The sequence below is a fragment of the Nocardia sp. CA-135398 genome (assembly GCF_050955845.1).
Lineage (GTDB): Bacteria > Actinomycetota > Actinomycetes > Mycobacteriales > Mycobacteriaceae > Nocardia.
In genome coordinates this window covers 5,748,561-5,770,149 of record NZ_CP192084.1, presented here as the reverse complement: position 1 = coordinate 5,770,149, position 21,589 = coordinate 5,748,561, and the positions used below count along the sequence as shown (strand labels likewise).

Genomic DNA, 21,589 nt, shown 5'->3' with positions numbered 1-21,589 from the left:
GGTCCGCCGAATTCGGCCGCTGAGCCCGGCAACGGTACCGATTTCCGGCCCGAGGTCGATGGTGTGCGCAACCGGTGGCGGTGCTGCCGTCCATTCGGGCGTTGGCCTATCGCCTCCTATGTGGTGTCGGGAATCGGCGTCCAGGAAGGACTACCTCGGCGGCCAGGAGGAGTGCGGTGGGTACTGGTGCTGCGGGTATTGGCCGGGTGGCTGTTGGGTGGGGGGTTGCTGCCACTGCGGTGCGGGCGGGGTTCGCGGCACTGGCGGCCGGGCCGCCGCGATGATCGCCGTTATCGAAGCGCCCAGGGCGAAAAGCGCGGCGGGAATGCCTAGGGCGAAATCTTTGACCTCGGCGTAATCCGAGTGCTGCGCCGTACCGACCACGAGCGACAGACCCGGGGCGAACAGCGTGCCCGCGGCGACGGCGGCGAGCGCACGGAAAGCGCCGTTCTTGGCACCGGCGCCGGTCACCAAGACAATTGCCGCCACCACGGCGATCGCGGCGCAGAGCAGGAACGGGATGTTGTCACCGAAATCGAGGTAGTCGTTGGTGAATCGCCAGATTCCCGTCAAAAGCGCGGACAGGATGAGCAGTCCCGCGGTGACCCAGTCCAGCGGCGAGGCGCCCGCCCGCGGCGGCGCACCGAACCCTCGCGGCGGATACTCGGGACGCTGCTGCGGATACGGGTACCCTTGCGGATTGGGGTAATTCCCTTGCGGCGGAAACGATTCGGGTTGATGTGGCGTAACCACGGCGAACTCCTTGCTGACCCCCGGGGCCGACGTGCGATCGATCAGGTCGGTCCGGCAACCATACCGAACCAGGGGGCCACCGGCCTGCCAGTCCTACGGCCCGACATATAACTGCTCGTTGGGGAGCCGCGGCAGACCGCGCCCGTCGTCCGGGATTACCGAAACGGCGTCGACATAGTGGTGGGTCCTCTGGTCTTCGATGAACTGCTGGGCGGCGCTGGCCCGCGCTATGAAGTCCAGGATCATTCCGCGCAGGTGGACTCGCAGGTGCACGTCCGGCTCATCGGATGGTCTTGCGGTCGGTGCTCCCGGGGATGTGCACGCATCGGTGAGCATGGTCGACCGCGGTACGGGATGCCATTTCATCGGTTCACGCAAATTCCGAACAGCTAGTTCCTCGGTAAAGCGGTATTCCAATACTCGTCCAGGACCGTCTGCCGACCCTTCCCACCGATGGTGAACGGAGCAGATGCCGCCGCTGCTCCAGGTGGCCTCGGCGGTCCTGTTGCCGACGGTGGCGCTGCGGCCGTGCTCGTGCTCGGCACCGAGCCATTCGGCCGATCCGGACGGGGAACCGGCCCCGCCCGTACCGCCGGAGCGTCATGCCAGATCGGTGGCGATGATCTTTTCGATATTGCGTTCCGCGAGACCGGTAATCGTCAGGAAGGGATTGACGCCGGTGCTGCCCGGGATCAGCGAGCCGTCGATAACGTACAGCCCGGAGTATCCATTGAGCCGGCCGTAGTTATCGGTGGCCTGTCCGAGCAGGCAGCCGCCGAGGGGGTGATAGACGAAGTCGTCGCCCCAGACCTTGTAGACGCCGAAAAGATCGGATCGATAGACCGTGCCCGCCTTGGAATTGATGGCGTCGAAGACGCGTTTCGCCGCATCGATCGAGGGCTGGGTGTAGGACGCCTGCCAGGACAGATCTACTCCGCCGGTGGACGAGTTGTAGGTGAACTTGGCGCGGTTGGGGTTCTTGGTGATCGCCAGATAGAGATTCACGCCGTTCTCGGTGCTCGTTGGGAACGGGGCGATTTCGGCGAATACCGGACCGTTCGCATCGGCCCAGTTGTCGATGCCCATGCAGGGAATCGCGGATTGCAGCGCGCCGGTCAAATCCAGTCCGGCCCGGCCGACCATCACATTGCCGTTATTGCCCCAGCCCGCGCCGACCGAATCGGCCAGGTTGGGCAGCTTGCCCAGCGCCTTCATGGTGACAAGCAGCTTGCTGGTGCCGACACTGCCCGCCGCGAAGAAGACCTTGTCCGCGGTGACGGTCTTGGTCGCCACCGTATTGCCGAGCACATCGATCTGGGTGATGACCACGGTGTATCCGCTGGCGGCCGGTGCCACGCCGGTGACCTTGTGCAGCGGCGAGATGCTCAGGTTGCCGGTCGCGGCGGCCACCGCAAGATAGGTCTTGTCGAGTGAGCGCTTTCCGTAGTTGTTGCCATAGATGACCTCACCGGCCAGCGCCGAGCGGGTAACGGTATTCGCCTGCTCCTTCTGCATATAGCTGAAGTCGTAGACGTTGGGCACGAATGTTGTTGTGTAGCCCGCTTTGTTGGCGGTCGTGCGACTGACCCGCGCGTATTTGTAGCATTCGGCGGATTCGAACCAGGCCGAGTCGACATTGTTGACGCCGAGCGCGGCCTGAGCCCGGGGAAAGTAGGTGGAATACATCGTCGTCGCGTCGACTGATGGCAGGATCTGTTGGAAGTAGTCCTGTTTGGGCAGCGGTGCCATGCCGCCGTTGACCAGCGAGCCGCCGCCGACCCCGCGGCCCTGATATACCCGGGTCGCCGCGAAATGTTCCGAATCGAGGACACCGGCGTCGCTCGGGCTGATGTTCCGGTTGATATCGGCGCCGACGAAATAGCCGACCGGCTGTTCGGTCCTGGTTCGGAACCAATACGACCGCTCATCCGGATCGAGCATGGTGCAGAACACTTTTCCGTCCGAACCGGGTGTGTTCCAGTTCTGTCCCATCTCGATCATCGCGACCTGCTTGCCCGCCTGACATAGGCGCAGCGCGGCGACCGCACCGCCGTAGCCGCTGCCGATGATCAGATTCGGCACGTGATCCCCGTTGCCGATGGGTGCCGCCGACGCCTTGGCGGTCCACGCGGCCGGGCTGAGCGCCATCGCCCCGGCCGCAATTGCAGTGCCCGCCAAGAATTTCCGGCGATTCATCCCTTGGCGAACGCCGGTGTTGGCCGAGGGGCGTCGGTCGTACATGAGCGAAAACCTTCCGATGTGAGGCGTAGGAGAGTGCCTCGAGTCGGCAGACTGTAACAGGTTCTAGTTGAGCGTTTGAGCAAATTCTGATGTTGACGTGTCAAACTGCGGGCGGCGTCTTTCGTCACGGCGGCGGTCGCTCAATAGTTTTGGCTCACAACCAATTTCGATATTGACGTCGATGGGGTGAAATCCGGCGATGCGTCGGAAGCGCTGTGCCGCGCTCAGCTCGGCCCGGTGATTCCGCGTCGGTAAACGAACGTGGTCACGAGTCGGCGTGACGGCTACGCAATCGGTACTCGAACACGCCTCTCGGTTCACCTCGGCCGAAATATTGGTCGTCGTGTTCGACGAATTCGAACCCGGCCCGCTTGAACAAGTTCGTCGCGGCCTGGTTGTCGGGTCGTACCGTCAGATAGACGACCTCGGCTCCATCTGTCCGGCACTGCTGCAGCATGTGCTGCAGCAGTGCCGGACCGTAGCCCTTGCCCTGGTGTTGCTCGGCCACCGCGAATGTGAACAGCAGGGCCCGCCCCGCCTTCCGCAGTGTCAGCGCATAGCCGATCACCCTGCCGTCCAGCTCCGCGACCAGCCAGTCGGATCCGTGCAGGTCGTAGAGCTGGCGCAGCATCAGATACAGGTACGGCTCGGCGAACACCGCGGCCTCGATGGCCGCGATATCTTCGATATCGGCCAAGCGTGCCTGCCGGTAGTGCGGTTGCGGCGCTCTTGCGATGTCCATGAGCTTCCTGGTGCCGGGCATAGGCCGTCGCGGACCACTGCACCAAGAACGATACGCGGCTGACCAGCATCGGTGAGAGCGGCAGTGGATCGGAAATGACGACAGAACCGACGAACATCAGAGGTGCCTGTGCGCCAGTGATTTTCGGAAAATTTGGGGTCGGCCAGCATGTCGGACGGGCTCAGTCGTGACAAATCCAAACAGATCCGAAGTGTGATTCCGCCGCGACATAGTCTGGCCTTCGTCGGGGTGGTGTCGAATTCGGGAGGTGTCGGATGTCGAGTCTCCGGACTGTCGTCGTCGCGAGCGTGGTGGGTTGCTCGTTGCTGATGGGGCCGGTACCAGCGCAGGCCGACCCGACCGAAGGTGCGGCAGCCCCTGTGTCACCTGGACCGTCCGACCTGCAGCGGTGGATCGATGCCCACATCCCCGCACCTTCGCTCGCGCCCGCCGCGGCACCGCCGTCGGGCGCGGTGCCCGCGGACTTGGCGGCGTTGTGGCAGGCGGTGCGGTCCGCGCCGTCGGGGGATCGGATATTCGACGAGTGGCCGGATGGGCTCGATGGTCTGGCTCCCGGCGACATCGTCGAGTGGCGTGATGTGACTGCGACGTCCGCACCGCTGGCGATTGTGCCGATTCATCGTGCGATCCTGCTGAAGTTCCGTACGACGGACGCATCGGGCCTGCCAGCCTTCGGCACCGCGACATTGGCGATTCCGTCCGCCGCATGGACGGGTCCGGGGGATCGGCCGGTGTTGGTGAATGCCTTGCCGATCAATTCGCTCGGGCTCAGCTGCACGCCGAGCTACGCGATGGCACACGGGCTGCACAGCAAGTTCAATGCCGGTGATCTGTTTCCGCCGAACACAGCCTGGGCGCTCAGCCGCGGCTATGCGGTGCTGATTCCCGACCACGAAGGTCCGTTGATGGCCTACGCCGAACCGAAGGTCGCCGGACATGTGCTGCTGGATTCCATTCGCGCGGTACGCAATATGCTGCCGACGGCGTTCACGGACAGCCGTTTCGCGATCACCGGATATTCCGGTGGGGCGATCGCGTCGTATGCGGCCGCGATGCTACTCGACGAGTACGCGCCGGAACTATCGGATTTGGTGGTCGGGGCGGCCATGGGTGGACTCGTCACCGACTATCGAATGGTTGCCAGCCGATTCAACGGGAACTCCGCATCCGGCATTCTGCTGGTTGTCGCGCTGGCGATGAGCCGCGAGCATCCGGAGATTCTCGGCTATATGAATCATCTGGCACAGTGGGCGGCGACTTCACCGATCAAGGACACCTGCGGGGACAGCAACGGCCCGCTCGGTGTGGTCGGTGTCCCGATCGATGCCGCCGCCAATATCAGTGCCCCGCTGACCAGCGATCTCGCTGATCGGATCTTCGGCCAGCTGAGCCTGACCGACCGTACATCGGGTGTGCCGCTCTACATCTACCACGCCGCCAGCGACATCTGGATCCCGCACGAGAACGGCGACGATCTCTACCGTGACCAATGCGCGCGCGGCGTCCCCGCGGTGCACCGCACCGAACCCGGCGAGCACGTTATCGCCCTGTTCACCGGCTTCCCTGGGCAGATCGGCTGGATCGACGGACGTTTGCGTGGCGAGCCAGCACCGAGCGAATGCCCCGCGCACTGAGTTCGGCCTCTGGTGAGACACCGCTGAGAAGCCATCTCGCGGACCTCTGCTGATAATTTCAGCCGAGTGCCCTATGGGGGAGCGCGATCGCGTCGGCTGTGACTACGCTGGTGGGGCGGCTAGTGCGTTGCAGTTGCGAAAGGTGTTGCTACAGGTCCTGATTCGGTGCGATGCGGGTGCGTCCACAGGCCGCGGCGTTCCAGAATGGGCAGCACGCCCTCGCCGAACCAGTAGGCCTCTTCGATGTGGGGGTAGCCGGAGAGGATGAAGTGGGTGATGCCGAGGTCGGCGTACTCGATCAGGCGGTCGGCGACCTCCTCGTGCGAGCCGACCAGGGCCGTGCCCGCCCCGCCGCGCACCAGACCGACACCCGCCCACAGGTTCGGCGCGATCTCCAGACGATCGGTGCGGCCGCCGTGCAGGTCCAACATGCGGCGCTGGCCTTCGGATTCGCTGCGCGCGAGACTGGACTGCACACGGTCGATTTCGGCGGGGTCGAGGCCGGACAGCAATCGATCGGCAACCGCCCACGCCGCTTCGGAGGTGTCGCGGCTGATGACGTGAATGCGTAAGCCATAGCTGAGTTCTCGGCCTTCGGCGGCGGCGAGCCCGCGAATCCAATCGAGTTTCTCGCCGACCGCGGCGGACGGTTCACCCCAGGTGAGGTAGGTGTCGGCATAGCGGGCCGCGACGGGTCCTGCTGGTCCGGAGGAGCCGCCGAAGAAGACCGGTGGGATCGGGTCCGGATGGTTGTTGAGCAGGGCATCGCGGATCTGAATGTGGGTGCCCTCGAAGCTGATCGGTTCGCGGGACTCCCACAGCTCGCGTACGACGTGCAGGAATTCGGCGGTCCGTGCGTAGCGCTGTTCCTTATCGAGGAAATCGCCATAGGCCTGTTGTTCGTGCGGCTCGCCGCCGGTCACCACATTCAGCAGCAGGCGGCCGCGGGAGTGGCGCTGGTAGGTCCCGGCCATCTGCGCGGCCAGGGTCGGGCTGAGCAGTCCGGGGCGGAAGGCCACCAGGAATTTCAGTGTTTCGGTGGTTTCGACGAGCATGGCGGTGGTCAGCCAGGCGTCCTCGCACCAGGCGCCGGTCGGGGTGAGGACCGCCTCGAAACCGTTGTCCTCGGCCGCCGCGCCGATCTGGTTGAGGTAGCGCAGCGATGCCGGACGGTCACCGGACATCGACGTGCCGTGACCACCGGCGATCAGGCCGCGCGAATCGCCGTAGGTGGGCAGAAACCAATGGAACGACAGTGACATCGACAACTGCTCCTCGCGGGTTCGGATGCCGTTTCAGGGCACGGATGATCGCGATGCTGCCAGCGTGACCGAGTCGTGTCACCGATTGGAATCTGTGTGGTTCTTACCCCTACCAGCGTGTTTCGATCGCGGTGCGGATAACTGGTGAGCGGACGGTAGGTCCGCGCGATCGTGGAGTGATGACATCCACCGAGGCTAAATCCACCACAGACTCCGACCTGGATGCGATCTTCGGGCCGATCTTCGACCGCATCGCAGAGGGCGCGGTCGAGCGCGAGATCGATCGTCGGCTGCCCTTCGAGGAGGTGGGCTGGCTGCGCGCGGCCAAATTCGGTGCGTTGCGGGTGCCGGTCGAATTCGGCGGCTACGGCGTCACGGTGCGACAGCTGTTCCGGTTGCTCATCGAGCTGGCGGCCGCCGAATCGAATCTGCCGCAGGCGCTGCGGGTGCACTTCTCCTTCGTGGAGGACCAGTTGCTCGCCGAGCCGGGGGAGAGTCGCGAGCATTGGCTGCGTGCCGCGGCCGGCGGGACGCTCGTCGGCAACGCGATCACCGAGCCGGGCGTCGGCGCGGTCGACCATTACCGCACGCGGCTGACCAAGGATGGGGATCGGTGGCTGCTCAACGGCACCAAGTACTACAGCACCGGTTCGCTTTACGCGGACTACATCCTCGCGGCGGCGGATCGTGACGGTGAGCGGGTTGGCGTCCTCATAGACGCGAATGCCGATGGCGTTCGCCAGCACGACGACTGGGATGGCTTCGGTCAGCGGCTGACGGCCAGCGGCACAACGGAATTCGCTGATGTCGTAGTCGAGCCTGAGCGTATTCTCGGGCCCGGCTACGGTGCGCCTGGACCGACCTACGCGACTTCCTACCTGCAGTTGGTCCAGCTTTCGGTGCTCGCCGGTATCGCGAAGCGCGCTGAGCGCGATGCTCGCGAGTGGGTGGCGGCGCGCACCCGCGGCTACACCCATTCGGCCGCCGATCTGCCGCGCCAGGATCCGTTGGTGCAGCAGGTGATCGGACGGCTCTCCGCCGCCGCCTTCGCCGCCGAGGCAACCGTGCTCGCCGTCGCCGACGTACTCGACAAGGTCCTGGCCGGCGGCGCGCAGGACGAAGCCTCCGTCGTGGCAGCGGAACTCGCCGCCGCACAGGCACAACTCGCGGTCATCGATCTCGTATTGCCCGCCACCACACTGCTGTTCGAGGTGGGCGGCGCGTCGGTCGTCTCCGAGCGGCTGCGGCTGGATCGGCACTGGCGCAATGCCCGCACCATCTCGGTGCACAATCCGGCCATCCAAAAGGCCAGGGCGATCGGTGATTATCTGCTGAACGGCACGCAACTGCCGTTCGCTTGGAGTGCTGGTGAGCGCAAGCCCGCGACGGGAGCCGAGCAGTGACGCGCCGCATTCGCTTCAACGCTTTCGATATGAACTGCGTCGCGCACCAATCACCCGGTCTGTGGCGACATCCAGACGACCAGTCGCACCGGTACAAGGAACTGAACTACTGGACCGAATTGGCAAAGCTGTTGGAGCAGGGCCGTTTCGACGGCATTTTCATCGCCGACGTGCTCGGCACCTACGACGTATACGGCGGCAACGACATCGCGGCCCTGCGCCAGGGTGCCCAGATTCCGGTGGCCGACCCGCTGCTGCTGGTCTCGGCAATGGCCGCGGTCACCGAACATCTCGGCTTCGGCATCACCACCGGCACCGGCTTCGAACACCCCTACCCATTCGCGCGTCGGCTCTCCACCCTCGATCACCTGACCAACGGCCGCATCGGTTGGAATGTGGTCACCGGCTACTTGCCCTCGGCCGCAAGGAATTTCGGTGCGGATGACCAGCTGGACCACGACGAGCGCTACAACCAGGCCGACGAATACCTCGAGGTGCTGTACAAGCTGTGGGAGGGCTCCTGGGAGGACGATGCGGTCGTTCGCGACGCCGCGCAAGGCATCTACGTCGACCCGGCGAAGGTGCATCACATCGGTCATCGGGGTACGCACTACCAGGTGCCCGGCATCCACCTGTCGGAGCCGTCGCCGCAGCGGACACCGGTGATCTACCAGGCTGGTGCATCGCCGCGTGGTGTGCGCTTCGCCGCCGAGAACGCCGAAGCGATATTCGTAGCTGGACCTTCGAAACGGATTCTGGCGCAAACCGTTTCCCGAATCCGTGACGCATTGGAGGCGGCGGGCCGGGATCGGTACTCGGCCCGTATCTACGCGCTGGCCACGATCATCACCGACGCCACCGACGAGGCGGCACACGCCAAGCACGAGGAGTATCTGTCCTACGCCAGCGTCGAGGGCGGGCTGGTCTTCATGTCCGGCTGGATGGGCATCGATCTGTCCAGTTACGACCTGGACGATCCGATCGGCCAGGTGCAGAGCAATGCTATTCAGTCCGCCGTGGCCGCCTTCCAGGAATTCGACGACGACGGCCGGGAATGGACCGTTCGCGATATCGGCCGCTGGGCCGGGATCGGCGGGATGGGACCAGTCTTCGTCGGGTCAGGCGTCACTGTGGCCGACCAGCTCCAGGACTGGGTCGCCGAAACCGACCTGGACGGCTTCAACTTGGCCTACGCCATCACCCCTGGCAGCTTCGAAGATATTGTGCGCCATGTGGTTCCGGTGTTGACCGAACGTGGCGCGTACACCGCCGACTACACACCGGGAACCCTGCGAAACGCCTTGTTCGACAAGGGGGATCGGCTGCCGCAAGAGCACCGCGGCGCCCGCTATCGCGTCGGTGGTTCACTGTCGACGACATTGCCCGACGCCGTATCACGCCCGGGAGCCACCGCCGCCGCCACTTGATCGAGCGAATTCAGGAAGGCCTGGGCGATGGATTCCAGGCCTTTCCGGTCGACATCGTCGAAGCGGTTCGGTTGTGGGCTGTCGAGATCGAAGACGCCGACAAGGATATTGTCGCGCACCAGCGGAACCACGATTTCCGAGCGCGTCTCGGCATCGCAGGCGATATGCCCGGGAAATGCATGCACATCGGGCACCAGTTGGGTCTTTCGGGTATCGGCGGCGGTACCGCAAACCCCTTTGCCGATGGCGATGCGCACGCAGGCCGGTTTGCCCTGGAACGGGCCGACCACCAATTCGTGTCCGTCGAAGAAATAGAAGCCGACCCAATTCACCTCGGTGAGGGCGTGGAAGACGAGCGCGGCCAGATTCGCGGCATTCGCGATCCGATCGGTCTCGCCCGCGACCAGCGCCTCGGCCTGCGCGATGAGCTGGCGGTACCGTTCGGTCCGGTCACCGGTCAGTGCGGAAACAGTGAACGACATGGCTGAATCGTAGGGCAGCGATGATCGGACGCGTTCGGCGCGATCGCGAATTCCAGGTCACCCCATTGATTCTCGATGATCGCAACACTGCAATCAGCGCGGCTGTGGACGGACCATGATTGGCATGACATCGCAGAATTCCCGCTCCACACGTTCGGCCGCGGTAATCGGCGCCGGTCAAACCGGTGTCACTGCGGCTCTCGGATTACTCGACGCCGGATTCGACGTCACGCTGTATAGCGACCGCGATCAGCGGTCATTGCGCGACGACGTACCCGCCACCGGCACCGCACTCGAATTCGGGGAGACTCAACAGGCCGAATCCGCGCTCGGTCTGGACACCTACACCGGCCGCGCACCCCGGCATACCGGGCTGAGCGTGCGCATCGCCGGACCCGCACGGGAGGAATTGATCCAATTCGACGGTCATTTCGACGGATATGTCGGAGTTGCCGTCGATACCCGGTTGAAAGCCGACGAACGGCTGACCGCGTTCCTGGAACGCGGCGGACGTTTCGTCGTCGAGCAGGTGACGCCCGATAAACTGGACACTATCGCCGCGGCCGCCGATCTCACGCTGGTCGCCACTGGGCGCGGCGGGCTTTCCGACCTGTTCGCGATCGATCCGGCACGCACCCCGTACGACGCGCCGCAACGGTCGCTGCTCACCGTCACCGTGACCGGAATCGGCCACGACGAAAGCGTTTTCGCGCACCGCAGCCCGGCCGGTGGCGCGCACAGCGGTTTCTCCATCTTCGCCGAACAGGGCGAGGGCTGGTGGGGGCCGTACCTGCACAAGGACGCGGGTCCGAGCTGGGCATTCCTCGGCTGGGCGCGGCCGGGCAGCGAATGGGAAAGTCGTTTCGCCGCAGCGGATTCGGCCGAATCGGCGCATCGGATCGTGCAGGACCTCTACCGCGACTTCATCGATTGGGATCTGCCCGAGGTGCTCGAAACCCGGGTGATCGCCGAGGATCCGCATTCCTGGCTCGAGGGTGCCGTCCGGCCGGTGGTTCGGTCCGGAGTCGGGCGCACCGCTGGCGGCCATGTCGTCGCCTCGCTGGGTGACACCTCGGTCGCCTACGACCCGATCGCGGGTCAGGGCGCCCAGAGCGGACTTATCCAGGCGCAGCGGCTGATCGCGGCGGCCGCCGTGCACGAGGGGCCGTTCGACGAGCATTGGATCAGCGCGCAGTACGCGGCATTCTTGGCCGCGCGCGGGGATGCGGCGAATAAGGTCACCCGCTTGTTCCTCGGCGATCCGGAATTGGCGGATATCGGCAATCAGCTCTTCGCCGCCGCCGCGGTCGATCCGCGCTTCGCCAGTGCGCTCGTCGGACTGCTGCACCGTCCGCAGCCATTTGTCGGCGTCGATTCGCTCGACGCGGCCGCCGAATTCATCACCCAGGTCACCGGCGAGGATGCCGAGGCGCTGCTCGGACGGTTCACACCGGCCGGACGATTCGGTCGATCCGGTTACCGCCTCGCCAACGTCTGATCGCTACACCCATCCGATCGCACAGATTCAAACCCTCCTGTCGGTGGGCTTGTGGTGCTGGAGTGGAAGGGGCGCACGGTGCGCCCCTTCCTGGCGATAGACGGTTCCCGACATCAATGGAGTAAGCATGACCACAGAGCACATCGCCGATCAGATCCGGTTCGCCTACTGGGTGCCGAATGTCAGCGGGGGGCTGGTCACCAGTGATATCGAACAGCGCACCAGTTGGGACTTCGAATACAACAAGAAGTTGGCGCGCACCGCGGAGAACAACGGTTTCGACTATGCGCTGTCCCAGGTCCGCTACACCGCCTCCTACGGTGCGGAATACCAGCACGAGTCCACCTCGTTCAGTCTCGCGCTGCTCGGTGCGACCGAGCGACTGAAGGTGATCGCCGCGATTCATCCCGGACTCTGGCATCCGGCGGTGCTGGCCAAATTCGGCGCCACCGCCGATCACCTCTCCAATGGTCGTTTCGCCATCAATGTCGTATCCGGTTGGTTCGCAGGGGAATTCACCGCACTCGGCGAGCCGTGGCTGGAACACGACGAACGGTACCGGCGCAGCGCCGAATTCCTCGAGGTGATCCGCAAGATCTGGACAGAGGATGATGTCAACTACGGTGGCGATTTCTACCGCATCCGCGATTTCACGCTGAAGCCCAAGCCGCTGAACACCCCCGAACGCCCCAATCCCGAACTTTTCCAGGGCGGTAACTCGACCGCGGCGCGGCGCAATGGTGGCCGCTACGCCGACTGGTACTTCTCCAACGGCAAGGACTTCGACGGCGTCACCGAGCAATTGGATGAGCTGCGCACAATTGCGCAGGCGAACCAGCGCGAGGTCAAATTCGGTCTGAACGGCTTCATCATTGCCCGTGACACCGAGAAGGAAGCCCGCGATACCCTGCGCGAAATCATCGAGAAGGCGAATAGGCCCGCGGTGGAGGGCTTCCGGGACGCCGTGCAACAAGCCGGTGCGTCCACCAAGGACCGCAAGGGGATGTGGGCGGATTCCACGTTCGAGGATCTCGTGCAGTACAACGACGGATTCCGCACCAAGCTGATCGGCACACCCGAACAGGTCGCCGAGCGCATCGTGGCCTACAAGGAGCTCGGCGTCGACCTGGTTCTGGCCGGTTTCCTGCACTTCCAGGAGGAGGTCGAGTACTTCGGCGCGAAGGTGCTGCCGCTGGTTCGCGAACTGGAGGCCGCACGCACGCCCGCCGCGGTGGGACACTGATGACCGCCGTCGTCGCCGACCGGATCGAATCCGCCGCACACGCGTATTCGGTGGCCGCACAGCTTGCTTCGGAGTTCGCCGTCGGCGCGTCGGCGCGTGATCTCGGCCGGGAGCTGCCCTTCGCCGAGGTGGATCGACTCGCGGCGAGTGGGTTGCTCGCGATCACCGTGCCCGCGGCATTCGGGGGCGCGGATCTGTCGCCGAGTGCGGTGGCGGAGGTAGTGCGCATCCTGGCGGCCGCCGACCCGAATATCGCGCAGATTCCGCACAGTCACTTCGTGTATCTGAACCTGTTGCGGTTGGCGGGTACCGCGGACCAGCAGGCGCGTTATTTCGGACAGGTGTTGGCGGGTGCTCGGATGGCCAACGCGCAGTCCGAGCGCGGTGGTGCGACTGTCGCCGATATCGCGACGACGGTGCGTCCGGCGGGTGATCGCTTCCGTATCGATGGCGTCAAGTTCTACTGTACGGGTTCGCTTTTCGCGGATCTGCTCGCGGTGCTCACCCGGCTCGACGATCCGGAAGGCGACAGTGGACTGCCTGCGGGGGAGTACATCGCATATCTGCCAGCCGATACCCCGGGCGTGCGAATCGTCGACGACTGGAACGGCATCGGTCAGCGCACCACCGGCAGCGGGACCATCGAATTCGTCGAGGTGCTCGTCGGGTCGGATCAATTGATCGCCCGCTCGGCGGCGGTGCACGCGCCGACTGGTTACGGTGCCTATGCGCAACTGCTGCATGCCGCGATCGATACCGGCATCGCCCGCGGTGCGCTCAGGGCGGCAACGGAATTCGTGCGCAGCACGAGTCGGCCATGGTTCGAATCGGGTGTCGACCGGGCTATCGACGATCCGCTGCTGATCCAGCGTTTCGGTGAGTTGTCGGTCGCGGTGACGGCGGCCGAGGCCACACTTACCGCCGCCGGTATTGCCGTCGACACCGCCGTCAGTGCCGCCGAATCTGTTGCCGCGGCATCGCTTGCCGTGGCCACCGCCAAAGTACTCGGCGATCGCGCGGCCAACGAGGTCTCGGCGGCATTGTTCGAGGTCGGCGGGACACGCAGTGCCGCAGCGGATCTGAACCTGCACCACTTCTGGCGCAATGCCCGCACCCATACACTGCACGACCCGGTCCGGTGGAAATTTCAGCACATCGGTCGGGCATTACTGCACGACACCGCGCCACCGTTGCACGGCGTGATCTGATCGAGCGAGAAGAGGATACGGAAGTGACAGTCACGGTAGTCGTCGGGAACCCGAAGCCAGCCTCTCGTACCCTGACCGCGGCGACGCTGGTCGCCACGGGGTTACGCCCGGACGTGGAACCGGAGGTGATCGATCTGGTCTCCTTCGGTGCGAGCTTGCTGTCCTGGGGTGATCCAGCGGTCGCGGATGCCGTTCGCGCAGTGGCGAATTCGGAGCTGGTGGTCTTCGCCAGTCCGACCTTCAAGGCCACCTACACCGGTCTGTTGAAGCTGTTCCTCGAACAGTTCGAGGGCGGCACCGGACTGGCCGATGTGGTGGTGGTCCCGCTCATGCTCGGTGCGGGCCCCGCGCATGCGCTCGCCCCCGATCTGCTGCTCAAGCCGGTTCTGGTCGAACTCGGTGCGACGGCCGCGCTGCCCGGTCTCTACCTGTCGGACAGCACATTTCAAGAGGACGGCGCCATCGCGCGCTACACCGAACGCTGGCGCCCGGTCGCCGCGGCTCTGGCTTCGAAGGCGGCCGAGCATGCATGAGCTCTTCGAATTTCCGTCCGACGGCTCCGGACTGCGTCGGGTATTCGCCAGCTTCCCCAGCGGTGTCGTCGCGGTCTGCGCCGAAATCGATGGCACGCCACACGGTTTGGCGGTGAGCACCTTCGTCCCGGTCTCGCTGGACCCGCCCCTGGTGTCGTTCTGCGTGCAGAACAGCTCGGCGACCTGGCCGAAGCTCGATACCGCGACGCACCTCGGTCTGAGCCTGCTCGGTACTGATCAGGAGCACGCGGCTCGGGCACTGAGCAATCGCAACGGCAACCGTTTCCACAATGTGGATGTGCACCGCGGTGCGGCCGACGCGATTTTCATCGATGGTGCGACGGCGTGGATCGAGGGCGCGGTCGAAGCCCGCATCCCGGCGGGCGATCACACCGTGGTCATCCTGCGTATCAACCGACTCGCTGCCCGCGATGACGCCGAGCCGCTGATCTTCCACGGCAGCAGGTTTCGCAGCCTGCACCCGTATCGGGAGATCACCGAGATCGCGAGCTGACGGCCGAGAACTACTACCGGCCACACAACCACCGCGCCGATCGCGGCGACTAGTGCGACGGCGAGCAGATGCCACGGTCAGGTCGGGCGGGGTGCGGTGCCGCCTGGGAAGGTGGCGACGCGGACACCCGCGTATTCGGCTTGGACTTTGTAGTAGCGGTTGGTCGGGCCGTAGGCGGCATAGAAGACGAAGCCGCGGGTTTCGGGGTCGGCGAAGGGTGCTTCGGCGACAAAACGGGCCAGGATCGGGTCGAGATGGGTTGGAAAGCTCGATGGTTCGCACCGCACCGGGAAGCAGATGCGCTGCATATGCGATGAGGTCCAGGAGAAGGTGCGGTAGAGGTTGAAGGTGCGGGCGAGTAGGGCGAGTTCGGTGTCGGTCGGTGCGGTGAAGTCGAGTTCGGCCAGGATCCCGGTGATATCCGCGGTGGTGAGATGGCCGGGCTCGAAGACATTCGAGTAAAGGTTCATCGTGCGGGCATCGAAATCTACTGCGAGAATCCCGATTCGGCCGCCATAGCGGGATAGGTGGTCGGCGTGCGCACGTGCCGACTCCGGAATTCCGGCGAAGCCGAGAACCCGCTCCACACTGAGCAATTCGGGAAAGACCAGCCAGATCTTCTGCACCCCGCCGGCGAGGGCGAGATCGACGCCCGAATTGACCGACACCTCAGCCGAGATCTCGGCCAGCAACTTCTCCATCGGATGGCCGGTGTAGGTGAGAAGTCCCGCGCCACACAGTTTCTCGATGAGTTCGGTCGGCTCGCCAGGGTGCATCACCCGGGCATTGACCTCGCGCTCACCCACCGGATGCGTGGTGGTGCGCACGCCGACGACGGAGTTGGTCCACAGGTCAGCGAGGGTTTCCAATACCGGATCCACGATCACGGGGTCGTAGCGAGCCTCGGCCAGGCGCGCATACTCTCGCAGATCCTTCCGGAGTTGATCGAGTGTCCTTGCCATGCCGTTCATCGTCCCGGAAATGTTCGCCCGAGCGCAGCGCTTCGCATGATCTCGCGGACGATGTCATAGCGCCTGTGATGCTGGCCCTTCGCGTTCGCCGATCTGCGCCCGCTGTTGCGGTAGGTTCCGCCTGTGGCTTTGAACTGGAAACTGGTCATAGACACCAGCAACGCACCCGTCCTCGCCGACTTCTGGGCTGCGGCGCTGGACTACGAGATCGAGGACCCGAGCGCGCTCGTCGAGCACCTGCTGTCGGCTGGCCAGCTCCCGCCTGATGCGGTCGTCGAACATCACGGCCGCAAAACCTTTCGCGGCTATGCCGCCATCCGTCACCCCGACGACCCCTTCGACCCGGTCAGCGGCGTCGGCCGGGGTCGGCGACTACTCTTCCAAGACGTTCCGGAGGAAAAATCCGGTAAGAACCGTCTACACATCGACGTGCACAGCGAGCCCGGCACCCTCGATGCGCTCGTTGCGCGGTTGGAAACGTTGGGAGCGACCCGGATCCGCGAAATCGATAAAGGACCAGCCGGTCACTGGTGGGTTATGCGCGACCCCGAAGGCAACGAATTCTGCGCCGCATAGGTCGGGTGCGGGCGGGTGTTGCCCACCCGCAGCCCTTCAGTGGTCAGGCCGGAACCCGTTCGGCGGCAAGGAAATCGTCGACGAAGCCCAGCGCCCGGTCTTCCAAGCCCGCATAGTGGGCTTCGCGGACCGCGCCGGTGAGGGCTTCGTCGAACAGCAGATTGCCCGCGTCATCCAGGCGCTGCTGCTTCTCTTCCGCGCCGGGCAACAATCCCACCGACGACTGTGTGAGGCCGCAGTAGTAGGCGATACCGTCGTTGAGTTGTGCGCTGAGCGCGTCCTGCATGAGCTCGACGACCGCGTCGTCGGCCGCCGCGCCCGCCAGGCCCAGCCACAGCATCCGCTTGCCCGCGAGCCTGGGTTTGCTGCGGCCGTAGGCGAATCCGTAGTTCCACACCCGGTCGATCCAGCCCTTCAGGATCGCCGGGACATGCATCCAGTACACCGGGAACACCGCGACGATCACGTCGGCGGCGAGGATGCGCCGCATATGGTTCTCGACTTCGGGGGAGTAGGACTTCTCCCGATTGCCCCATTCCGGGAGGTCGGCGGCGGTCATCCGGGGATCGAAGTTCTCCGCGTGCAGGTCCAGCAGGTCGATCCGGTAGCCGATCGCGGCGAGCCGACGGGTGGTCAGTTCGGCGATATGGGCGGTCAGCGAATCGGGCCGAGGGTGAGCGACGACGACCAGCGCGGTACGGGTGGTCGCGGTGTCCACGGTCGGGTTGTGCTGCACGGGGCCTCCTCTGTGGGTCCGGAGTTCCGGACGATCGGTTGTGCGGTCTGGGTTTCATTCCACACCCCGGGCAATGGACGATCTATGGGTAAGGATCTACATTCGATAGGAGTTCGTCTACGCTCGGTGGTGTGGATCCATTGAGCAAACTGCTGAGCGGAATCCGTGCCGAGGGAGCTGTGCTCACCAACGCGGTCTTGGAAGCACCATGGAGCATCCGGTTCGCCGACGAAGCACCGCTGACCATGGTCACCGTGCTGCGCGGTGCGGGAACACTGCTGCTGCCCGGCGGTCTCGAGCGTCGGATCACGGTAGGGGACACCGCGATTGTGCGCGGCCCGGAAACGTTCGTCCTCGTCGACCGCGCGGATACCGTCGGCCTGCCGCACGAGGAATACGAGGTCGCCTGCTTCGCGCCGGACGCGAAATGCGATCCCGCGCTGGACGGCGGTCGCTGGGGGAACGACCCCGCCGGTGAGACCGCTCTGATCGTCGGCGCCTATCGGGCGTCCGGTCGGCGCCACGAACGGTTGCTGCGTGCTCTCCCGCCCGTCCTGGTCGTGACCGACGATGTGGAGGTGTGCGCGTGGATGGAGTCGATCGCCGCGGATGCGGCCCGGCGTCCGGCCGGAGCGCAGGCGATGATGGACCGGCTGCTCGACTGGGCGTTGGTGTGCACGCTGCGCGACTGGTTCGACCAGCTGGACGCTGACGCGCCGGGTTGGTATCGCGGTCCGGCCGATCCGGTGGTCGGTCCGGCGTTGGAGGCAATGCACGGAAAGCCGTCCGCCGGTTGGACGGTCGCGTCGCTGGCCTCCATGGCGGGGGTATCACGGGCGCTGTTCGCACGGCGCTTCTCCGAGGTCATGGCACAGTCGCCGCTGGCGTATCTCACCGAATGCCGGATGGATGAGGCGGAGGAACTACTGGCCGACCGGAGTCTCACCGTGGCGCAGGTGGCGAAGGCGGTCGGTTATGCGGACGCTTTCGGTTTCAGTGCGGCGTTCAAGCGGCATCGGGGTATCCGCCCCAGCGATTTCCGCGCCACCGCCGATCTCGGAGCATGAAGCCGTCGGGGCCGCCTACGCGATCGGGCTGTCGCCGACTCGTGCACTGAAATCCGTTGTGATGCCCCGCCTTCCACATTCATCGGCCGTCAGGCTTCGAAGCGTTGCCGGGCGGACTCGATGTGCTGGAAGTATCGGTAGGTCCACTCGCACATTCCGTCGACCGTCGCTCGAAGTCCGTGGCCTGCTTCGGTGAGGGTGTATTCGACTCGGGGCGGGACGGTGGGGTGGATGGTTCGCTCGGCTAGGCCGTTGCGCTCCAACATACGCAGATTCTGGGTCAGCATCTTGTGGCTGATGCCCTCGACTCGGCTGCGTAGCTCGCTGAAGCGCAGGGTGCCATCCCCCAGGGCCTCGATGATCAACAGCGCCCACTTGTTGGCAACTTCGGAGAAGATCTCCCGCCCCAAAGAGTCGGCTCGCCGCAGGTCGGCATTCTCGGCCGAGCCGCTGAGCTGCTTGGTCACCATAAGGTTCCTCAGTCACTGAAAAGTGCGTTCTTCCATGTCAACGCTCACTCTCCTACAGTTCCTGAGTAACCACAAGAGATCAAAGGGTCGCTTGACGAATACGGGCTTGCAGGAGCCTGGACAAGGAGCAGGACAACATGGCCATCACGCTGAAGAACCCCGAGGGACTGCCGAAAATCGATGTCTACCGGCAGGTGGCGATCGCCTCGGGTTCGAAGTTGGTCTTCATAGCCGGGCAGGTCGCCTGGGACGCGGAAGGGGTCACGATCGGCGAGGGCGACCTCGCCGCGCAGGTCGAACAGTGCTACCTCAACATCGCCACCGCACTGGGCGAGGCCGGCGGTTCCTTTGGCGACGTAGCGAAACTGACCTTCTACGTCGTGGACTGGACTGCCGACAAGATGCCCGCGCTCCTGGAGGGAATCTCCCGGGCGACCGCGAAGCTCGGGATCACTCCGGTGCCGCCGACCACACTGATCGGCGTCGCGTCGCTGGACGCCCCCGAGCATCTGGTCGAAATCGAAGCCACCGCAGTCCTCGACTGAATATGTACAGCCAGTCCAGGAACGCCGGTATCTCGGCGCATCACGCCTCCTCGAGGTTGGTGCGTCCGGTGCCGGGGGAGTCGACACCCCGGCACCCAGACGACTCGGTGGGTACACGCAGATTTGCCCATTCGCGGACCGCACTCGCGAACAGTTCGACTGCATCGGATGGTGCCCCGCTGTAGCTGGTTGGCGGACCGATGAATGGATCACGCTGCGGCAGTGTCGAATTGGTCATCACAGATCAACCATCTATCCGATTCCCGACTGATTGAAGCCACACGACCACTACGCAACCTCTACGCTGCGACTACAGACCAACGATTGCGGGTGGGCGGATCGTGATGATCGTGAGTTGGACAGGTATCCCGCACCGGCCAGCACACCGCCCACACCAACACCACCGATCGGCGATCCATCCGGAATCGGCTGCGACGCAATCGTTCCCGTTCTGTCGGCCGAAACTTCGCCCACCGCAGGCGGGGTCGGTTCGGCGCAGATCTCGCTCATCGTTTCCCACGGGATCGCCAGTCGCGACATGCGGTGCTATTCAGCTGTTCGGTCAGCTTCGTGATCTAGCGACGCAGCTGCTCGACTTGTTCAGCGGCGGCTGCCTCACGCCGGTGCAGCTCTGCACGCCACGACATCATCGCCCACCCTGCATCGACGGTAAACTCCACAGTGGCCCAAGCGTTTTCGCAGGTCTGCCCACCTGGGTCGCTAAACGATCAGTTTGGCTCACAGGCACCAAAACACGCACAGGGGTGCCGCAGATCGTCCGCAGTAGGGACGGTTGCCACGCGCCGCCGCAGGAGAAATCGGCGAAGTTGCGCTGAGCAGGAATTTTGTGTGAAGGTGCTTCGGTGTAGAGCGGCCGGCGCACGGCCGAGAGGGGAGGTCCGATGTCGGAGACTTTCAAAGTCGATCCGGCCGCAGTGGACGCGTTCGCCGCGGCTTTGAAGACGCTGGCCGAGGCCAATGCGAATGTCGCAACCTATCTGGACAAGTGGCTGGTCTTGGACAACACCGTGTGGGGCGAGGGCGGGCTCATCCGGGTCGGGCTGAGCGCCGTTGCCGAGGCGCACGACAAGCTGAAGCCCAATTACGCCACCCTCGGCACCCTCTCCGAGGCTGCGGCGACCGAATTGACCAAGGTCGCACAGGTTTACCGGACCACCGACCACGCGCGCGCCGACGAGTGGGACCGCAGGTACCCCACAGGCAGCAAGTGATGACCAAGACGCCGTCCGAATACCTGGCGGAACCGTCGCTCGAGGACCCGCTCAACGACAGTTTCGAGTTCCTCATCACCTCGAACGCCATTTCGCCTACGTACTGGGCTTGTAAGTGGTGCGAAAACGTCCTCGGGACAGACCCGTTGAAGTGGTTCACCACCAAGATCTCCGGTGATTGGGAGGCCTTGCAGAAGGCGGGCAAGGCGGTAGAAAACCTCGCGCCCGCCGGGAACGCTGTCATCCCGGGCACGCGCAAGCCCAACCGCGATCGCGTCGTCACCCCGACTGATGACGAGGACGAGGACGACGAATACTTCCGTGACCGCCAGCAGCGCGGATGGCTGCAGTGACCAGGGCGCGGGTGGTCTTCGACACTGAGATCAACCCGGAGTGGACGCTGATTCTCCCGGCGGCACCGACGGAGCTCGTTCTCACCGAGCCGATGCCGGGGTTGTGCAGCGAGCACGGTCGCACCGCCAGTGAGACCCGTTCCTTCGCAGTGAATTCCAGTGGCCCACTATCGGAGTTGCCGACACCGCGAGCCATGTTGCGCTCCATGAAACCAAAGCGGCGGGCCCCCGTCCTGGCGCGCGTCCGCTTCGACTGCCCGGCCTGCGAGTTCTGCCTCCTCGAGGTTCGGCGCTTTCGTCGAATCGCGCTGCTGGCACTGCTGGCGATACCGCTGACAATCGCGGCCGTCCTCATCGCACGGGCGCTCGAACTCGAATCGCTCTATGTGCCTTTGGCTTTCGTGAGCGTGCCCGGATGCATGCCGATCGCGTTGCTGGTGGCGATGCTGTCTTGGAGTCGCTCCGGCTATTTCGCCGATGTCTGGATGAACGAAACAGCCGACCAGCTGATCGTTTCCGCGCACCCGGATTTCGTGGCCGCGGTCGAGCACAATCGGGCGGGGAATCGCTGAATACCCCACTTGAGCCCAACACCGCAGGGGCCCAAGTCTTTTCGCTGTTCCGCCCACCGGAGCCACTAAACGATCAGTTCGTTCACAGCACGTAGTTAGTAGACAA

At 64.6% G+C, this 21,589-nt stretch carries 24 protein-coding genes; 14 read left to right on the top strand and 10 right to left on the bottom strand.

Annotation, left to right across the window (positions count from 1 at the left end):
• Nucleotides 1–150: 150 nt before the first annotated feature.
• From ACQP1T_RS25255 to ACQP1T_RS25240, 4 genes are all read right to left on the bottom strand, one after another.
• Nucleotides 151–753: a hypothetical protein gene (locus tag ACQP1T_RS25255; protein WP_433755563.1), complete on the bottom strand. Its 603-nt coding sequence runs from the start codon at nucleotides 751–753 to the stop codon at nucleotides 151–153.
• A 93-nt stretch (nucleotides 754–846) separates the two neighbouring features.
• Nucleotides 847–1,119 carry a hypothetical protein gene (locus ACQP1T_RS25250; protein ID WP_433755561.1) on the bottom strand — a complete coding sequence of 91 codons (273 nt, stop codon included), beginning with the start codon at nucleotides 1,117–1,119 and terminating at the stop codon, nucleotides 847–849.
• 234 nt (nucleotides 1,120–1,353) lie between these two features.
• Entirely contained in the window at nucleotides 1,354–2,994 is a 1,641-nt protein-coding gene (locus tag ACQP1T_RS25245; protein WP_433755560.1) for a GMC oxidoreductase, read from the bottom strand.
• Nucleotides 2,995–3,259: 265 nt separating this feature from the next.
• Nucleotides 3,260–3,736: an N-acetyltransferase family protein gene (locus tag ACQP1T_RS25240; RefSeq protein WP_433755559.1), complete on the bottom strand. Its 477-nt coding sequence runs from the start codon at nucleotides 3,734–3,736 to the stop codon at nucleotides 3,260–3,262.
• A 275-nt stretch (nucleotides 3,737–4,011) separates the two neighbouring features.
• On the opposite strand from ACQP1T_RS25240, the gene ACQP1T_RS25235 reads away from it, so the two are divergent.
• Nucleotides 4,012–5,391 carry a lipase family protein gene (locus tag ACQP1T_RS25235; protein WP_433755557.1) on the top strand — a complete coding sequence of 460 codons (1,380 nt, stop codon included), beginning with the start codon at nucleotides 4,012–4,014 and terminating at the stop codon, nucleotides 5,389–5,391.
• Nucleotides 5,392–5,510: 119 nt separating this feature from the next.
• Here the strand turns inward: ACQP1T_RS25235 and ACQP1T_RS25230 are convergent, their stop codons facing one another.
• Nucleotides 5,511–6,653 (bottom strand): LLM class flavin-dependent oxidoreductase, encoded by a 1,143-nt coding sequence (locus ACQP1T_RS25230; protein ID WP_433755556.1) that lies wholly within the window; start codon nucleotides 6,651–6,653, stop codon nucleotides 5,511–5,513.
• Nucleotides 6,654–6,832: 179 nt separating this feature from the next.
• Between ACQP1T_RS25230 and ACQP1T_RS25225 the strand changes: the two genes are divergently transcribed.
• Together ACQP1T_RS25225 and ACQP1T_RS25220 are read left to right on the top strand one after the other, a co-directional pair.
• Nucleotides 6,833–8,056, top strand: coding sequence for an acyl-CoA dehydrogenase family protein (locus ACQP1T_RS25225; protein ID WP_433755554.1), 1,224 nt, complete (start codon nucleotides 6,833–6,835; stop codon nucleotides 8,054–8,056).
• Entirely contained in the window at nucleotides 8,053–9,483 is a 1,431-nt protein-coding gene (locus ACQP1T_RS25220) for an LLM class flavin-dependent oxidoreductase (protein WP_433755552.1), read from the top strand. The genes ACQP1T_RS25225 and ACQP1T_RS25220 overlap by 4 nt, the downstream gene beginning before the upstream one ends.
• Here the strand turns inward: ACQP1T_RS25220 and ACQP1T_RS25215 are convergent.
• Nucleotides 9,405–9,965, bottom strand: coding sequence for a GAF domain-containing protein (locus ACQP1T_RS25215; RefSeq protein WP_433755551.1), 561 nt, complete (start codon nucleotides 9,963–9,965; stop codon nucleotides 9,405–9,407). The two genes, ACQP1T_RS25220 and ACQP1T_RS25215, sit on opposite strands and share 79 nt — an antisense overlap.
• Before the next feature lie 124 nt (nucleotides 9,966–10,089).
• Here ACQP1T_RS25215 and ACQP1T_RS25210 point away from each other — a divergent pair, with 124 nt between their 5' ends.
• The 5 genes from ACQP1T_RS25210 (at nucleotide 10,090) to ACQP1T_RS25190 (ending at nucleotide 14,961) form a co-directional block, all read left to right on the top strand.
• Entirely contained in the window at nucleotides 10,090–11,463 is a 1,374-nt protein-coding gene (locus ACQP1T_RS25210; RefSeq protein ID WP_433755550.1) for a styrene monooxygenase/indole monooxygenase family protein, read from the top strand.
• Between the two features lie 127 nt (nucleotides 11,464–11,590).
• Nucleotides 11,591–12,706, top strand: a complete 1,116-nt coding sequence (sfnG, locus tag ACQP1T_RS25205) for a dimethylsulfone monooxygenase SfnG (protein WP_433755548.1) — start codon at nucleotides 11,591–11,593, stop codon at nucleotides 12,704–12,706.
• Nucleotides 12,706–13,914, top strand: coding sequence for an SfnB family sulfur acquisition oxidoreductase (locus ACQP1T_RS25200; RefSeq protein WP_433755546.1), 1,209 nt, complete (start codon nucleotides 12,706–12,708; stop codon nucleotides 13,912–13,914). The genes sfnG and ACQP1T_RS25200 overlap by 1 nt, the downstream gene beginning before the upstream one ends.
• A gap of 23 nt (nucleotides 13,915–13,937) precedes the next feature.
• On the top strand, nucleotides 13,938–14,447 hold the full coding sequence (locus ACQP1T_RS25195) for an NADPH-dependent FMN reductase (RefSeq protein ID WP_433755544.1): 510 nt from the start codon (nucleotides 13,938–13,940) through the stop codon (nucleotides 14,445–14,447).
• Nucleotides 14,440–14,961: a flavin reductase family protein gene (locus tag ACQP1T_RS25190; protein WP_433755543.1), complete on the top strand. Its 522-nt coding sequence runs from the start codon at nucleotides 14,440–14,442 to the stop codon at nucleotides 14,959–14,961. The genes ACQP1T_RS25195 and ACQP1T_RS25190 overlap by 8 nt, the downstream gene beginning before the upstream one ends.
• A gap of 77 nt (nucleotides 14,962–15,038) precedes the next feature.
• Here the strand turns inward: ACQP1T_RS25190 and ACQP1T_RS25185 are convergent, their stop codons facing one another.
• Entirely contained in the window at nucleotides 15,039–15,923 is an 885-nt protein-coding gene (locus ACQP1T_RS25185; RefSeq protein WP_433755541.1) for an aromatic prenyltransferase, read from the bottom strand.
• Between the two features lie 132 nt (nucleotides 15,924–16,055).
• On the opposite strand from ACQP1T_RS25185, the gene ACQP1T_RS25180 reads away from it, so the two are divergent.
• Nucleotides 16,056–16,508: a VOC family protein gene (locus ACQP1T_RS25180; protein WP_433755540.1), complete on the top strand. Its 453-nt coding sequence runs from the start codon at nucleotides 16,056–16,058 to the stop codon at nucleotides 16,506–16,508.
• 43 nt (nucleotides 16,509–16,551) lie between these two features.
• Here the strand turns inward: ACQP1T_RS25180 and ACQP1T_RS25175 are convergent, their stop codons facing one another.
• Entirely contained in the window at nucleotides 16,552–17,244 is a 693-nt protein-coding gene (locus tag ACQP1T_RS25175; protein ID WP_433755539.1) for an NAD(P)H oxidoreductase, read from the bottom strand.
• Between the two features lie 131 nt (nucleotides 17,245–17,375).
• Here ACQP1T_RS25175 and ACQP1T_RS25170 point away from each other — a divergent pair, with 131 nt between their 5' ends.
• Nucleotides 17,376–18,311 (top strand): AraC family transcriptional regulator, encoded by a 936-nt coding sequence (locus tag ACQP1T_RS25170; protein ID WP_433755537.1) that lies wholly within the window; start codon nucleotides 17,376–17,378, stop codon nucleotides 18,309–18,311.
• Nucleotides 18,312–18,400: 89 nt separating this feature from the next.
• Here ACQP1T_RS25170 and ACQP1T_RS25165 read toward each other — a convergent pair whose 3' ends face one another.
• Nucleotides 18,401–18,781, bottom strand: coding sequence for a winged helix-turn-helix transcriptional regulator (locus ACQP1T_RS25165; protein WP_433755536.1), 381 nt, complete (start codon nucleotides 18,779–18,781; stop codon nucleotides 18,401–18,403).
• 137 nt (nucleotides 18,782–18,918) lie between these two features.
• Here ACQP1T_RS25165 and ACQP1T_RS25160 point away from each other — a divergent pair, with 137 nt between their 5' ends.
• Nucleotides 18,919–19,326, top strand: a complete 408-nt coding sequence (locus ACQP1T_RS25160; RefSeq protein ID WP_433755534.1) for a RidA family protein — start codon at nucleotides 18,919–18,921, stop codon at nucleotides 19,324–19,326.
• Nucleotides 19,327–19,366: 40 nt separating this feature from the next.
• Here ACQP1T_RS25160 and ACQP1T_RS25155 read toward each other — a convergent pair whose 3' ends face one another.
• Nucleotides 19,367–19,564, bottom strand: coding sequence for a hypothetical protein (locus tag ACQP1T_RS25155; protein ID WP_433755533.1), 198 nt, complete (start codon nucleotides 19,562–19,564; stop codon nucleotides 19,367–19,369).
• 664 nt (nucleotides 19,565–20,228) lie between these two features.
• On the opposite strand from ACQP1T_RS25155, the gene ACQP1T_RS25150 reads away from it, so the two are divergent.
• The 3 genes from ACQP1T_RS25150 to ACQP1T_RS25140 are packed head-to-tail and all read left to right on the top strand — an operon-like array spanning nucleotide 20,229 to nucleotide 21,483.
• The gene (locus ACQP1T_RS25150; RefSeq protein WP_433755532.1) at nucleotides 20,229–20,558 is read left to right on the top strand and encodes a type VII secretion target; all 330 of its coding nucleotides are present in this window, start codon (nucleotides 20,229–20,231) and stop codon (nucleotides 20,556–20,558) included.
• On the top strand, nucleotides 20,558–20,911 hold the full coding sequence (locus ACQP1T_RS25145; protein WP_433755530.1) for a hypothetical protein: 354 nt from the start codon (nucleotides 20,558–20,560) through the stop codon (nucleotides 20,909–20,911). Before ACQP1T_RS25150 ends, ACQP1T_RS25145 begins: the two co-directional genes overlap by 1 nt.
• Nucleotides 20,899–21,483, top strand: a complete 585-nt coding sequence (locus ACQP1T_RS25140; RefSeq protein ID WP_433755529.1) for a hypothetical protein — start codon at nucleotides 20,899–20,901, stop codon at nucleotides 21,481–21,483. Before ACQP1T_RS25145 ends, ACQP1T_RS25140 begins: the two co-directional genes overlap by 13 nt.
• Nucleotides 21,484–21,589: the final 106 nt, after the last annotated feature.

What these genes read in the sequence shown, in the direction of transcription:
- ACQP1T_RS25250 (WP_433755561.1), bottom strand. Translation starts at nt 1,119, where the DNA reads ATGAAATGGCATCCCGTACCGCGGTCGACCATGCTCACCGATGCGTGC.
- ACQP1T_RS25245 (WP_433755560.1), bottom strand. Translation starts at nt 2,994, where the DNA reads ATGTACGACCGACGCCCCTCGGCCAACACCGGCGTTCGCCAAGGGATG.
- ACQP1T_RS25240 (WP_433755559.1), bottom strand. Translation starts at nt 3,736, where the DNA reads ATGGACATCGCAAGAGCGCCGCAACCGCACTACCGGCAGGCACGCTTG.
- ACQP1T_RS25235 (WP_433755557.1), top strand. Translation starts at nt 4,012, where the DNA reads ATGTCGAGTCTCCGGACTGTCGTCGTCGCGAGCGTGGTGGGTTGCTCG.
- ACQP1T_RS25230 (WP_433755556.1), bottom strand. Translation starts at nt 6,653, where the DNA reads ATGTCACTGTCGTTCCATTGGTTTCTGCCCACCTACGGCGATTCGCGC.
- ACQP1T_RS25225 (WP_433755554.1), top strand. Translation starts at nt 6,833, where the DNA reads ATGACATCCACCGAGGCTAAATCCACCACAGACTCCGACCTGGATGCG.
- ACQP1T_RS25215 (WP_433755551.1), bottom strand. Translation starts at nt 9,965, where the DNA reads ATGTCGTTCACTGTTTCCGCACTGACCGGTGACCGGACCGAACGGTAC.
- ACQP1T_RS25210 (WP_433755550.1), top strand. Translation starts at nt 10,090, where the DNA reads ATGACATCGCAGAATTCCCGCTCCACACGTTCGGCCGCGGTAATCGGC.
- sfnG (WP_433755548.1), top strand. Translation starts at nt 11,591, where the DNA reads ATGACCACAGAGCACATCGCCGATCAGATCCGGTTCGCCTACTGGGTG.
- ACQP1T_RS25200 (WP_433755546.1), top strand. Translation starts at nt 12,706, where the DNA reads ATGACCGCCGTCGTCGCCGACCGGATCGAATCCGCCGCACACGCGTAT.
- ACQP1T_RS25190 (WP_433755543.1), top strand. Translation starts at nt 14,440, where the DNA reads ATGCATGAGCTCTTCGAATTTCCGTCCGACGGCTCCGGACTGCGTCGG.
- ACQP1T_RS25185 (WP_433755541.1), bottom strand. Translation starts at nt 15,923, where the DNA reads ATGGCAAGGACACTCGATCAACTCCGGAAGGATCTGCGAGAGTATGCG.
- ACQP1T_RS25165 (WP_433755536.1), bottom strand. Translation starts at nt 18,781, where the DNA reads ATGGTGACCAAGCAGCTCAGCGGCTCGGCCGAGAATGCCGACCTGCGG.
- ACQP1T_RS25160 (WP_433755534.1), top strand. Translation starts at nt 18,919, where the DNA reads ATGGCCATCACGCTGAAGAACCCCGAGGGACTGCCGAAAATCGATGTC.
- ACQP1T_RS25155 (WP_433755533.1), bottom strand. Translation starts at nt 19,564, where the DNA reads ATGACCAATTCGACACTGCCGCAGCGTGATCCATTCATCGGTCCGCCA.
- ACQP1T_RS25150 (WP_433755532.1), top strand. Translation starts at nt 20,229, where the DNA reads ATGTCGGAGACTTTCAAAGTCGATCCGGCCGCAGTGGACGCGTTCGCC.
- ACQP1T_RS25145 (WP_433755530.1), top strand. Translation starts at nt 20,558, where the DNA reads ATGACCAAGACGCCGTCCGAATACCTGGCGGAACCGTCGCTCGAGGAC.
- ACQP1T_RS25140 (WP_433755529.1), top strand. Translation starts at nt 20,899, where the DNA reads ATGGCTGCAGTGACCAGGGCGCGGGTGGTCTTCGACACTGAGATCAAC.